Here is a 14,748-nt window from a genome sequence, read left to right on the forward strand (position 1 = left end):
AGCTTATTTGGTGTATAAACCCCTCCCTGCCACTTCACATCCAACCACACCCCTCCCGTGGGGAGGGAATTAAAAAACAGAAAATACAACCTTCCGAACACTTATGGTAGTCTTATAAAGAGCCCTCCTCCTCACAAAGCAATATATTATCGGGTATTTCAAGGCTTTTTAATATGTTTTAATGCTTTATCTATCTATGAACGGTGCTTTTGTATCGATGAAGTATTAAAACAATATTTCGAGCTTATTTTTTGCCGATTTTAAGGTATTTTGGTTATTATTTCGCCATATCATTGCGGGAAAAAGTCAAATAATACTCCCAAAATTACTCTTGGTCGACAGAATCAATCCGTTTAGCGATAAATAACATTTTTTAACATCCGCTGCGATCATATTTGACTCATTGTTTCACTGCTAATTAAAAACTCATATATGATATCATCTTGACTAAATAATTTAATATAACTATAGTCAATATGAGATCATTCTTGAAAATGACAGGCTTACTGCTGCTAGTGCTCAGTGCCTGCCAACGCAATCTTTACAATACCCCAAAAACCCGCGCTGTATCTATAAAACGGCTCATCCCGCCTGAAGGGATGGCATATATTCCATCGGGTACATTTTTGTACAAAATGTTTAGCGATGATAATAAGTCGGAAGAAAGAACCGTAAGCGTTAGCGCCTTTTTTATTGATAAAACTGAGGTTAATAACAAGCAATACCAGGCCTTTGTAAACTGGGTAGCCGATTCTGTTGCCGTCACCGATTATTTGCATGATGATTCTTTCTTTCTGCCCGCAACCGGTGCTACTGTAGGTGCCGACAACAAGGAGATACGGTTGATAGACTGGAGCAAAATAAATAAGATATCACCTCTCTGGAAAAAGGCCCCGCTTGAAGTGAAGGAAAAGCTGGCCCCTATGATGACCATGATCAACGGAGCCCGGGTGCCAAATCCAGCCCTGCTTAAGTACCGCTTTTATTATGTACGGATGGATGGCATAAATAACAACGAATATGTAGCCGATTCGGTTGAAGTATACCCACATGAAGCTGTATGGTCGGCAGATTTTCCGAACGCGCAGATGACCGTTATGGACGCCAACTACTTTACCAACAAAATATACCAGTATAACCCTGTGGTGGGTGTATCATGGAAACAAGCCCGGGCTTATGCCGACTGGCGCGGAACGCAGCTTAAGCTGATGATCAAAAACAACCCCAACCTGCGGAACTTTAAACTGAGCTTTAGTTTGCCTACCGAAGCCCAATGGGAATTTGCGGCCGAAGCCAAAAACAACCCTGATGATACTATTGACCGTACGGTAAAAACCACTATCGATAAAAAAACAGGTAAGGAACAGCTTTCACTCAATTTTAAACAAGGCGAGGGTATGTATGCCAGCGATGGATCAACATTTACCCTGCCGGTGACATCATACACACCCAATGCATTTGGCATATACAACATGGCGGGTAATGTTTCAGAATGGACGCTGGATGCCTTCAGCCCTTCGGCATCGCAACTGGTAAACGACCTTAACCCGGCATTGCTATACGATGCCACCAGTAAGGATGCTCCTTTAATGCGGCGCAAGGTAGTGAGAGGCGGATCGTGGAAAGACAATGGCGAAATGCTGAACACAGATACCCGGAGTTATGAGGATCAGGACGCCGTACATTCCTACATAGGCTTCCGTTGCGTTATGGCTGCTTTTGAACTCACCGGCGAGCAAGTTAAAACAAGGAAATACACTAAAAAATAACACTATGAAAAATATAATGACAGCGGCAATTATAATAATTGTCATAAGCATAAAGGTTAGTTATGCTCAATCATTTGTAAGTGTGAGCGATAGCACGCTTACAGATACCTTGCCGGCATATGACGTTAACTTGCAACCGGTTAATGCAGGGCAGGCAAGGCCATTCCCTTATCCTAAGCTCCGCTCGGAAAACGTCCGGATGTATGCAAGGGTATGGCGTATCATTGATCTCACAGATACAGCTAATACCATATTAACTATACCGGGCCACTCCCTGATGGAAACTATAATGCAGGGCCTTAATGAAGGAAAGCTTACACCTTATGAGCGGGACGATTTTAAGAAAAAAATAACCGTAAAGCAGGGCGAAGCGCGTTTTGCCGATTCGGTGCTGGTGCAAAAATTTGATAAGGATGGTAACGAGGTCTCATCAAGAATGATGCTGAATGAGTTTAATCCCGACAATATCAAAAAGTTCAGGATTGAGGAGGATGTATTTTTTGACAGGCAGCGTGGCCGTGTTGATACGCGGATTATAGCTATTGCGCCAATGATGAATATCTCCACATCGGCCAACCTGCCTGATAATATGAGCACGGCACCGGCCTTCTGGCTGTATTTTCCACAGCTGCGTTATGCACTCATTAAGGTTGACCTGAGCGATCCAGATAAAAACGTGTTTGACATTACCATGGACGATGTATTCATGCAGCACAAATTCAGCGCTTACCTGGTAAAAGAATTCACTCCAGGCGGCACACAAACAGATCAGCTGGATCCCGGAAGCCCTGAAGCCATTAAGCTGGAGCAAAAAATTGCTGAGCTGAAGAAGCATATCTGGCAAAACCCCAAAGGGATAAATGATAAAAATCTTATTCAACAATCAAACAAAAAGGAGGACAAGCAATGAAAATGCGCATAAAATTAATCAAAGAGTTTTTTTGGATGCTCTTGATGTCGGCACTATTGTTTTGCTGCGGAAAGGCTGAAGCACAGGTATTACCTGAGTACAGTGCGTTCCCAACATCATCCCTTGGACTGCAGTTAGGCGTACAGGGTTTAGGCTTACAGGGCAGCTATAGCTTTGCCCGGTCGTTTAACCTAAGGGTTGGATTTGATGTAACACCTGATGTAACCTTTATATACAATAGCCGCAATCTGCGGGTCGATCGCAGTGCTGTTTACGCCCTTGTCGACTGGCAGCCTATGTATGGTAATACGCAATGGTTTGCTACCAAGTGGTTTGTAACTACAGGCTTTGGCTATTACTTTAATAATACATTGTACAGGCAAGGCATTGGCCGAACGCCGGATTATTCAGTATCCATGTCGAAATACAGGCCATATATAGGTACTGGTCTGGGCGATATCTATTTGTTCGGCAATGTAAGGCTCAGGCTGGATGTTGGCAGCTTTTTGCCAACCAGTGCACCCACATCGTCCTATGAAAATAAGGCCAATACGATTACCAGCGGTTTAAAAGGCATTATGCCCGGCTTAAATACCGCCGCTACTTTCTATATAAAATTCTAAAAAAAAAGATTAACCATTTAATATTTATTATCATGAAAAAGACAAGAAAATTCAATGGGCTTCATGTAGCAATCTCATGGGGCGCCAGCATAGTTATACTTGGTGCAATGTTCAAAATTAATCACTGGGGTGGCATAGCAGGTACCTATATGATAGGCCTGGGCCTTTGTGTAGAAGCTATACTATTTTTTACGCTGGGATTTTTTCCACCCCCACAGGATCCGGAATGGGAAAAGGTATATCCGGAACTATCTGCCAATTATACTGGCGAACTACCAAAACCAAACAGCAGGTATATGCAGCCAATAACCGGCAATACAGCTGCGCTTGATAAACTGTTAACACAGGCCGAGGTAAGCCCAGAGGCTATTAATAACCTGGGCGAAGGCTTGAAAAAGTTCAGCAGTAAAATGGAACAGATAAATACCATAGCCGATGTTTCATTAGCTACGGACGAGTTTTCGGTTAAGCTAAAACAGGCGGCCTCAAAATTTGATGTCCTTGGCCTGGCATTTGAAAGGGCATCGACAGGACTGGCTGCCATGGCAAATAATCGTAATGATGCTGAATTATATAATCAGCAGGTATCAAAGCTCACCTTTAATTTATCGCAGTTAAACCTGGTTTATGAGGCTGAATTAAAGGGTGCAGATACCAACCTGAGGCAGATCAATCAATTTTATACAGGCTTAAGCGATACGCTCCGGAATTTAAATGATTCTGCCGATGATAGCAGACACTTTAAGGACGAAGTAAATAAGCTGGCCAAAAATATTTCAGCACTGAATGTATTTTATGCCAACATGCTATCGGCCATGAACCAGCCGCGGCTATAATTATTATGTTGAAAACAGGGGATATAGTTTAATATCAAATTTTAACAAATAAGAAGATGGCTTCCGCAGGAAAAGAAACAACCAGGCAAAAGATGATAAACTTTATGTACCTGGTACTATTAGCAATGCTGGCCCTGAATATATCAGAAACAATTTTAGATGCGTTTAAAACCATAAACGATAGTCTTACTGCTACGGCAGATAACGTTGATAATTCAATACAGCAACAATTTACCGCTTTTGAGCAAACCCGTTTAAAGGAATCGCCGGAGCGTGCCAGGCCTATTTATGCAAGGGCTAAGGAGGCGCAAAGGATAAGCCGTGAACTGGATGGCTTTATAAAAGCTATAAAAACCGAACTGGTGAGCCAAACGCGCGGCTATGATGCCCAAACCGGCGACCTGGTAGAACGCGATAACGTTGATATTGGTTATGATATAATGATCAATAGAAAAAGGGCCCGGGCCTTAAAGCAAAAAATAAATGATACGCGTAGCCAGTTGCTCGCTGTGCTTGGTAAGGACGACAGTCGCAACATATCATTCACTCTTAATGCCAATGACCCGGTTAAGCGTAATGTAAATGCACGCAACTGGGAGGAGTTAAACTTTGGCGAGGGTGTGCCGTTAACCGCCACATTTACCATTTTATCGCGCATACAGGCCGATAATATGAATGCGGAAGCAGAGGTTGTAAAAAAAATCCTCGGCAAAATGGACCAGGCTGTGGTAAACCTTGATAAGTTTGAGGCGGTTGCAGTGGCTCCGACCTCTTATGTTATACAAGGCCAGCCTTATACAGCGCAGCTTTTTTTAACTGCTTATGATTCAAAGTCGAGCCCGGTTATGCAGGTGGGCGGTAGCTCCATCAATGTTGTTGATGGCAAAGGTGTGTATAATGCATCAACCTCCCGTGAAGGCGTGTACAGCTGGCGTGGTACCATCAATGTAAAACAAACCGATGGCACCATTAAAACTTATATCACACCCGAGCAGCAATATATTGTGTCGCGCCCGTCGGCAGTAGTATCGCCGGATAAGATGAATGTATTTTATATCGGCGTTGATAACCCTGTGTCGGTATCAGTGCCGGGCATCCCTTCAAGAAACATCAGGATAGGTATATCAGCAGGCTCATTAAGCGGAACTAACGGCAAGTACATGGTAAAGGTAAATAGCCCCGGTACGGTTAACGTAAGCGTATCGGCTGAAATAACAAAAGGCAAAACCGAGCTGCTGAGTCGTACATTGTTCAGGGCGAAAAGAATACCCGACCCTATTGCCAAGTTTTCAGGCAGATCAGGCGGAAATGTACCTACTGTGGCGCTAAAAGCACAGGATGCCATTTTTGCATCGCTGGATAATTTTGATTTTGATGCAAAATTCAGGATAACCCGTTTTAGCCTCATCATTGCCAACCCGCGCGAAACAGCATCCATACAAGTTACATCCGGCAATCAGCTTAGTCCGGAGATGCATGCCTCATTAGGAGAGATAAAACCCGGTTCTCACGTTATTTTTGATAATATAATAGCCGTCGGGCCTGATGGTTCTTCCAGGCAACTGGCACCGGTAGCCTTGACTGCTAACTAAATCTATTTCGAAAGCCAAGACCATGGGTGGGTGTTCGGAAGATTGTATTTTCGTTTTTAATTCCCTCCCCACGGGGGGGTGCGGTTGGTGGTGAAGTAGCAGGGAGGGGTTTAGCCATCAAATAGTCTGCTAAACCCACCCTTTCCCGCCCCAAGGCAGGAATCGTAAAAGACCAATGCTTGCTTTTTATCTTCAGAACACCGATGAAGCCAAGGCAGGCAATTACATTCCTGATAATCGCCTCAATTAAAAGGATGGTATTGGATACCATCCTTTTAAAATAACCTTAACCTGCCATTTTCACTTTAGAACATAGCAAGCCGCAGCATCAATTATATCGATACAAACTAATTTGCTAAACCGGTTTTATAATTTAAAATTTATTTATAGATTTACCCTCTATAAACCAAAATGCGCCTCAATTAAGGCTTCAACCATAATGAAATACCTGTACATCGCAACCCTTACTTTTTTTAGTTTGTTTTATGCTGGCAATACCTTTTCTCAGTCTGTTGCCGCTTTAGATGCCAGTCGCCCCTGGAATTCCGGCTGGATAGCCGCACCTTTCGACCCCGGGGTTGAATATGGAGTATATTACTTCCGCAAAAGTCTTGATCTGGCTGCAAAGCCTGCTTCATTCCTTATCCATGTATCGGCAGATAACCGTTATAAGCTATATGTAAACGGCACGTTGGTTTCCCTCGGCCCGGCACGCGGCGATACCTATTATTGGAACTATGAAACAGTAGATATTGCACCTTATCTCACCGCGGGTAAAAATACAGTAGCAGCTTTGGTTTTTAACGAAGCACAGTTCCGTCCCGAGGCACAGATTTCTGTACGCACGGCATTTATCATACAAGGAAATTCCTCCAGTGAAGAAATACTGAATACCAACAACACCTGGAAATGCATCCGCGATGCCGGGCATCAGCCGGTCCCGGGCTTCTTTTTCGCGGCCAGCAAAGGCGAAATGGTTGATATGAATCTGGCCATAAAAGGCGATTGGACAGCCACTAATTATGACGATAGCGCCTGGCCAATGGCTGCTAAAGTAATGGATGGCACATTGAAAGGCATGTCGTGGGGAATTGATTGGGCATTAGTGCCATCAACACTACCGGCAAGGGAGATGACCTATCAGCGCATACTTAAGTTGCGCAGCGCGGTTGGTATTAATGCCCCGGCTAAGTTCCCGGCTGAAAAAGAGCCAATAACTGTCCCTGCCAATACAACCGTCACCTTATTGCTCGACCAAACTTTTGAAACAAACGCCTATATAACTCTGAATTTCAGCGGCGGCAAAGATGCCGGGATCTCCTTAGGCTACGCCGAAACATTGTATGATAAAGGCACTAACCATAAAAGCAACCGTAATGATGTGGAGGGAAAGAATTTTATAGGGCGCATAGACAGCCTGATTGGCAATGGTACCGATGGCCAATCATTCACCACTTTAAACTTTCGTACTTACCGTTACATCAAGGTTATTGTGCATACCCAAAATGATCCGCTCACTATCAATGATCTTTACGGCACTTTCACCGCTTACCCCTTTAAACGGACGGCGGTATTTAATTCGGATAACGCCGAGATCAAACAAATACTGGATATTGGCTGGCGCACGGCCCGGCTTAACGCCTGGGAAACCTATACCGACTGTCCTTATTACGAACAATTACAATATATCGGAGATACCCGCATCCAGGCATTGATATCTTATTACAATACTAATGATGACCGCCTCGCCCGCAATGCCCTCAACCTGATGGACCATTCGCGCATAGCGGAAGGTGTTACGCGTAGCTGTTATCCAACCAAGGGCACACAGATCATCTCCACGTTTTCGCTCTGGTACATCTGCATGCTGCACGATTATTGGATGTACCGTAACGATAGCAAGTTTATTAAAGATAAACTGGTGGGCGAGAGAGCGGTGCTTGACTTCTTCAGCAAATATCAGCAGCCTGATGGCTCGTTAAAAGATACGCCGTACTGGACCTTTGTTGATTGGGCAGGTAATTTAGGTGGACAAGTAAAAGGCTCAGATGGCAGCGCGGCCATCTATGATCTGCAGTTACTTTGGGCCTACCAATGGGCCGCGGAAATGGAGGCAAAGATTGGCCTGCAGGATTATGCCACTATTTATAACCAAAGAGCCGCGCAGTTGAAAGCCGCCATCCAGCGCAAATACTGGGATCCGGTTAAAAAACTGTATGCCGATACCAAAGAAAAGAATGGCTACTCGCAGCACGTAAACTCACTAGCTATACTTACAGGTATGGTAAGCGATGCAGATATGCCGGCAATTGCTGATAAAATGCTTACTGATAAAAGCTTAACCCAATGCACCGTCTACTTTAAATATTACCTGAACCAGGCATTGATAAAGGCAGGTTTGGGCAACGATTACATGAACTGGCTCGACATTTGGCGCGAAAATATCGCCATGGGCCTTACTACCTGGGCCGAGGATTCGAGCCTGCAAACGGTACGCTCCGATTGCCATGCCTGGGGCGCCAGTCCTAATATTGAATTTTTTAGGACCGTTTTAGGGGTTGATAGCTATGCACCGGGTTTCAGAAAAATAAAGGTAGAACCTCATTTAGGTACGCTAACAAACGTGAGTGGAGATATTCCGCACCCTGATGGAAAGGTAGTAGTAAGCTATCAGCTTGAGAAAAGTAAGTGGCGGATAAAGATTAATCTGCCGGCTACAACATCTGGCATATTTATCTGGAAAACAAAAACCTACCTCCTTAAAGCAGGCGATAACTCATTTACAATTTAAGTCTATCCATACTGATATGCACAGGAAATTATTGGTTCTTACCCTCATATTATTCTCGTTTTTAAAGGGATATACTCAGGCAAAACTTAAACCTTTTGTTCAGGGCGACAGGGTTGTTTTTATGGGGAACAGTATAACGGATGGCGGGCATTACCACTCGTACATCTGGTTATACTACATGACCCATTTCCCTAATATGCGGATAGATTGCTTTAATGCCGGGATAGGCGGCGACGTATCCAAGCAAATGCTGGAACGACTTAATACTGATGTTTTTGCAAAAAAGCCAACCGTAATGACCTTGACTTTCGGCATGAATGATACCGGATATGAGTTTTATCCTGCTGATAAGGCCGATTCTCTCTACGGGCAAAAAGTAAAGGTATCCTTACAGAGTTTTGAACTGATCAAAGCTGAACTAAAACAACATCCCGAAATAAAAAAGATCATGATTGCGTCATCGCCTTATGATGAAACCTCGAAAATTAAGGTCAGGTCGCTTTTAAAAAAGAATACGGCTATGTTGACTATAGCTGCCGAACAACAAAAAACAGCCAAAGAAAATAACTGGGGTTTTGTTGATTTTAATACGCCAATGACGATGATCAATCAACGTGAACAACGCAGCGATTCAACATTTACCATGCAGAATGCCGACCGCATCCATCCCACCAACGACGGGCAAATGGTTATGGCCTATGTTTTTCTGAACGCGCAGGGCTTAGCCGGGACGAAGGTAGCTGGTATAACAATCAACGCCAAAAACAATAAGATTGAACAGCAAACCAACTGCAAAATAAGCGGGTTGATAACAAATGATAACAGCACCAAATTTAGTTATCTGGCCAACTCATTGCCTTACCCCATTGATACCATTCCCAGTGGTTTTGGCAGGCCGCAGAGGTCGCAGGCGCGGGCGTTGAAATTGATCCCGTTCATCAATGATTACGATCAGGAAATACTGCGTATAAAAGGACTGGACCAAACAAAAACTTATGCCCTTAGCATCGACGGCAAAGCCATCGGTACATGGGACGGCAAGACATTTGGCGATGGCATTAACCTGGCGCAATTAACTTCAACACCGCAATATCAGCAATCATTAGCCATTATGCAACTGAACGAGGAGCGCTGGGAAATAGAGCGCAGGTTACGTGAGTACTACTGGATCCATTACTCTATTTTAAAACCAAAAGGCTTATTGTTTAATGACAGCGAAGCCACTATGGATTCATTACAAAAATATGCCAAAAAGGATTTTTTTGTAGCTGTTACCATTCCAACCTATCAAAAGGCAAGGTTTAAAAGTGTTCGTGATGCATGGAAAAAAGAAATGGCTTTGCTAACCGATCAGATCTACCAGATTAATAAACCGGTAGCGCATGCGTTTGAGATCAGGTTGGTGAATTAGTCCACCCATTGTCATTTCGAACGAGGAACGAGGAGAAATCTTCTTCGCCTTGCATTAACGCCATACAAATTGCAGAAGATTTCTCGCTATCGCTCGAAATGACAAGAGGGAAGAAACTCTTGCGCTCGTCTGTGACGAGTGCTTAATATGTTTTGGCGATTGCATCGCCAGTCGCGTTACAAACGCTAACCCAGTTTAGGCACTCGTCATAGACGAGCGCAATAGAGCATGCATTAAATCAATTATTATAAGCCCTCATATCCAACTTATAATTCACCCCTAATACTTTCGGATCAACTTCAACAACAAGCACTTTTGATTCCCCCTGCATTAATGAAAAATAGCCATCACTATAAATTGCAGGCAGAATTTGCTTGCCAGCGCCATTCAACAATTGCGCCCTGATGCCAAATGCCGCGGTGCTTTTTGATCTATTGGTGATAGTATAAGTAAGCAGCTTATTAACCCCGTTTTTTGCAAGGGTTACTTTGGGTTTACTTGCATATAAGCTGGTACCTACAGATTGCATTTTATTCAGAGCTGTATAATCCAGGTAAGTATTGCCGATCCAATAAAAGTTATCAGATAACACATGCCCATTGGCATCATACAGCCTCAGTTTTAAAAAGTGAACTGCGGATAATGCCGGTAAATTCCCGCTATTCTTAAACACCTCAAAAGCTTCAGTAGCTGAGGTTGCATCCGCATTTAAAGTCTTTTTCAGGGTATATCCCGGTACAATTTTACCATCCATATTATAAACTGTGGCTTCTGCTGTTAGGCCGTTCAGGTCATAAGGTTTGTTATTGATCACTTTTACTGAGCTTGTGGCCGCATTCCATTGGATGTGGATAGGCTCACATGCGGTCTTGGCCCCGAAATAAGCACCTGTAAGGTCATAATAGTAATCATAAGTTTGCCATATCATACTCGGGTAGGCCGACTGGCTCATCCAGATCAGCATGCCCGTAGCGTCCTTCCACATATGGTCGTTCCAGGCTTCGTACATGGCTTTCATGGTTTCTACATTCATCAACTGGGCCTTTTTGCAAAAGTCTTCCAGCGATGTAGCGTTGCCATAACTATGGTTGATATCGTTTATATACCTCACCGGCTGTGACCCGCCGCCCAAACTACCATCCGTACTGAAATAGTGCTTCGCCCACATATTGGTACTGCTATTCACCGATTCAGGGGTAGGAGCCACCCAGTAGTCTTTCGGCATAAACTTTTTAAAACTTTCTATATTCACAAAGGTTGCCGTACCCAGTTCGCTGCGCATCCCGTAGGAGTCTTTCGAAAATAAATAGCCATTCTTCGGATCAGTAAAATAGGTTTTAGGATCCACATTACCCCAGATCCCGCTGCCCGACAAGTTTCTGCTGTCGCCATGAATAGAAAAATTAGGGTTAGTTACCCCCGCATTTGAGCGCGGAAAATATAGCCTGTCGTGATTATCATTATCGGCAATTGCATTTTTAATGACAGTGCTCAGCGGACCGTTCGGATCACCGCCGGGAACACCCTCATTAGCTCCGCACCATATCACAATAGAAGGGTGATCGCGCAGCTTTTTAACTTTTTCTATGGCGTTGCTTTTAAAAATTGCCAGGCTATCGATGGGTCCGAAATTATTAAGCCAAAAATCATCCCAAACCATTATACCGTATTTGTCGCAATAATTATAAAATGCCTCATCCGTAACTTCCCCGGTCCAGTTCCTGATCACGTTAAAGTTCATATCCTGGTGAAACCTGATGCGCGTATCATAATCCTTCCCCCGCGCTTTCAGCATATAGTCCGACATACCCCAGTTACCGCCCTTTAACAATACAGGCACATCATTTACATACACCCGCCACGGCCCGTTTAGCGTTGTGGTATCCGCAGTTATCTTTCTTATGCCGAAGGTTTTAGTCAACGCGTCGGATTGTGTAGTGCCATCAACCTCAAAATTAACTTTACAGGTATACAGGTTCTGCGTACCGTCTGCTTTACCGCCATAGCCGTTGGGCCACCATAACTTTGGATTCTTTATACTTAACTGCGCGAATTTAGTTTGATCAAAATCAACTGATTGACTACTATTCCCCGCTAAGGTGATTTGAGCGCTGATGATAATGTTACCAGGGTTGATAGTCACCTTCAATTTACCTTTTACGGTTTCAGATATAGCATTATTAAGTTTAACGTTCACAGTTAAGTTAGCCAGGCTTTTATTGGGTAGCTCCGTATGTATCCATGGGTCTTCAATGGTAACCGGGCCGGTAGTAGTAATGGCAACAGTATCGGTAATGCCGCTGTTTAAACCGGGTACAGCGGGCATCCAATCCCAGCTGCCGCTGCTTAAGTAGGTTGGGCTTTCCCTGTTGGCCAGGCCATGGTCGGTATTTGGCGGTACTATCAATACAGCAATAGCGTTGTTGCCATTTTTATTGATCAGGTCGGTAATATCATATTTGCCGCGTTCCATTAAACCCTTAATGGTGCCTATATGGCGGCCATTAAAGTAAACTTCAGCACGTTTATTTACACCGTTAAAATTGAGCCACATTCTTTTCCCTGCAAACAGGCCTTTGCCCGAAAATTCACTACGGTACCAATAAGGCTTATTGTATTTTGCTTTATCAACCTTATAAATATTATCGGCATAGTCAGGGTTACTTTCCTTTCCGGCAACAACGTAGGCGTAAAATACGGTTCCGGGCACTACGGCATCAATCCAGTTATCGGTATGGAAACCTGCTGTTGATACCTGCGTTGCAGTATAAGCATCACTTTGCGGCATTAGCTTCCACTTTAAGTGTGTAAATATATTTTGCGCATTCGCGGATACCTTTAACAGCGCAAAGCCAATAACAAGAGCAATAAGCTTGAAAGTTGATTTCATATCTAAATATTATTCCGGTTTATAACCTAGGTTTTGTAGAGCGCTGCAATTTATAAATATTTTGCTAAATCGTTTCTTTAGTCCAAATATTAATTTATTTTTACCAAGCCAATTATAATCATCCATTAAAAATCAACCCCGGTTGGGACTGTTCAATTATATTTAATAACTAAATTTGAACAAACCACGCTTAGCTTAAACACAGGTATTGTAAGATGAAAACTTCACTATTTTTCGCTCTGCTTATTTCGTTATTTGCAACGGCTACTTATGCAGGTAATACTAAAATGAGTGCACATACGCATAAACTTGCGGCAAACGAGGTATCTCTTGCCAATAATTACGATACCTATACCATTTCAACAGCTGAAGGGAATAACTTTATTGAAGTTTCCGGGGAAACTATGCTGGGCGACAAGCTAAAAGATGGTACCCTATTAAAAACAGCAAAACCCTCAATTAATGATCTAAAATCAACCGACCGGTGGCAAAAATGGCTCATCAGCAAACAAGCAAACGGTTATTTTACCATCATGAATCTCAACAGCGGTAAATACATAACCGCTTCTGCTGGCAAGTCAATTACCCAGGCAAGGGCAAACCAAACTGACGCGCAATACTGGCAAATCATTAAAACACAAGGCAATTATTATAAGGTCATCAATAAAGGAAACGGACTGGTTATCAGTAATAACTCTTTACCAAAGGACAGTGCTTTAACTCAATCTGCCTATACTAATTCTGCCAGTCAGCATTGGAAATTAAACGCAATTGAGGCTGATAGCTACCGCGATGATGCGGTCGTTGGCTTTTTTCAGCGTAATTTAGGTTCCAGCGCGTTTGATGAGGGCTCATCAATTCCACTTTATTATAGTCTGAATAAAGGGAAAGTATTATGGGTAACAGGCGATACTTTTTATAACCAGGTGGATGCCAAAGGCGAATTTGGCTGTAACCTGTACTTCCCTTATCATAATTCAGCGCTGCTGCAACCTGCAGATCACAGTTGGGATCCGGAAAAAACAAAGAACCTTATTTCAAGCGACGGGCCGCAGATCTTCCACCCTGCTGATCCAAAGAACCTCTTCTGGCCGGGCGCAGGTATTGAAGTAGGGAATAAAATATATGTGCATAATATTGAGGTAATTACCGGTACGCTAAATACTGTAAACCAATACCTGGGAGTTATTACCGAAACGGGCACTAACAATATCTCGCCCGTAAAAGTGGTTGCAGTACCCGGCATGACCGGCCAAACTGCCATTGTTTACACCGTAGGCATGGTAAACCCCGGCGATGGCTTTATTTATGCGTATGGCATAGGCGGTTATATGGCTGCCAGTGTATTTGTTGCCCGTTTCGAGCCAGCAGCGCCAACTAAATGGTCGTTTTGGGATGGAAAATATTGGGCAGCTAAGCCAAGCGTTGCTGCAAAAGCGGTAGTGGCAAAGGCAACCACCAATAATATTGCAGTAGGCTATGTTAATGGCAAGTTTTTGCTGATAGACATGGACTTTGGTTTTACCTGCGATGTCACCACCCGCAACATGTATTCTTCGGTTAGTGCAAATCCTACTGGCCCTTTCATTAACAAAAAGGCTATCTACACCTTACCCGACTATAAACAGGGCCACGCTCCGGTATATTATAACCCAACCATCCACGCGGAGTTTAAAAATGGGCATAATGAGTTGTTGATCGCCTACTGCATCAATTTTTATAACAGGAACGATGCTAAAAACACCACTTGCCTAACCCCATGCTCAAACCCTGATGGTTCGGAAGATCCTAATGATTACCGTATAAAAGGCATCCGTGTGCCATATTCTCTTATAGGTTTATAAGAATTTTAAAATAATTCTTGTTTTGCTAAACCGGTTTTATATCTTTACAGGCCATGTAATTCTTATAAACCTCTTTTAATTA

General features: G+C 43.3%; 9 protein-coding genes. 8 read left to right on the forward strand and 1 reads right to left on the reverse strand.

Translation table 11 applies throughout. The features are described 5' to 3' along the window. Nucleotides 1–476 precede the first annotated feature (476 nt). The 7 genes from porK (at nt 477) to BLU33_RS03030 (ending at nt 9,932) form a co-directional block, all read left to right on the forward strand. The gene (gene porK, locus BLU33_RS02995) at nt 477–1,769 is read left to right on the forward strand and encodes a T9SS ring complex lipoprotein PorK/GldK (RefSeq protein WP_091369062.1); all 1,293 of its coding nucleotides are present in this window, start codon (nt 477–479) and stop codon (nt 1,767–1,769) included. Nucleotides 1,770–1,773: 4 nt separating this feature from the next. After that, nucleotides 1,774–2,679 carry a type IX secretion system ring subunit PorN/GldN gene (porN, locus tag BLU33_RS03000; RefSeq protein ID WP_091369065.1) on the forward strand — a complete coding sequence of 302 codons (906 nt, stop codon included), beginning with the start codon at nt 1,774–1,776 and terminating at the stop codon, nt 2,677–2,679. A 2-nt stretch (nt 2,680–2,681) separates the two neighbouring features. Further along, the gene (locus tag BLU33_RS03005; protein ID WP_157682030.1) at nt 2,682–3,302 is read left to right on the forward strand and encodes a hypothetical protein; all 621 of its coding nucleotides are present in this window, start codon (nt 2,682–2,684) and stop codon (nt 3,300–3,302) included. Nucleotides 3,303–3,334: 32 nt separating this feature from the next. Continuing rightward, nucleotides 3,335–4,138, forward strand: coding sequence for a type IX secretion system motor protein PorL/GldL (gene porL / locus BLU33_RS03010; protein ID WP_091369071.1), 804 nt, complete (start codon nt 3,335–3,337; stop codon nt 4,136–4,138). A 56-nt stretch (nt 4,139–4,194) separates the two neighbouring features. Next, complete coding sequence (porM, locus tag BLU33_RS03015) at nt 4,195–5,730, forward strand: type IX secretion system motor protein PorM/GldM (protein WP_091369074.1); 1,536 nt, start codon at nt 4,195–4,197, stop codon at nt 5,728–5,730. A 439-nt stretch (nt 5,731–6,169) separates the two neighbouring features. Further along, nucleotides 6,170–8,521 (forward strand): alpha-L-rhamnosidase-related protein, encoded by a 2,352-nt coding sequence (locus BLU33_RS03025; RefSeq protein ID WP_091380123.1) that lies wholly within the window; start codon nt 6,170–6,172, stop codon nt 8,519–8,521. A gap of 16 nt (nt 8,522–8,537) precedes the next feature. After that, nucleotides 8,538–9,932: an SGNH/GDSL hydrolase family protein gene (locus tag BLU33_RS03030; RefSeq protein ID WP_091369080.1), complete on the forward strand. Its 1,395-nt coding sequence runs from the start codon at nt 8,538–8,540 to the stop codon at nt 9,930–9,932. A 238-nt stretch (nt 9,933–10,170) separates the two neighbouring features. Here BLU33_RS03030 and BLU33_RS03035 read toward each other — a convergent pair whose 3' ends face one another. Then, entirely contained in the window at nt 10,171–12,822 is a 2,652-nt protein-coding gene (locus BLU33_RS03035) for a glycoside hydrolase family 2 protein (protein ID WP_091369085.1), read from the reverse strand. Between the two features lie 215 nt (nt 12,823–13,037). Between BLU33_RS03035 and BLU33_RS03040 the strand changes: the two genes are divergently transcribed. After that, a complete protein-coding gene (locus tag BLU33_RS03040) occupies nt 13,038–14,666 on the forward strand; it encodes an RICIN domain-containing protein (protein WP_091369088.1) in 1,629 nt (542 codons plus the stop codon). Nucleotides 14,667–14,748: the final 82 nt, after the last annotated feature.

Source organism: Mucilaginibacter mallensis (genome assembly GCF_900105165.1).
Classification (GTDB): Bacteria; Bacteroidota; Bacteroidia; order Sphingobacteriales; family Sphingobacteriaceae; genus Mucilaginibacter; species Mucilaginibacter mallensis.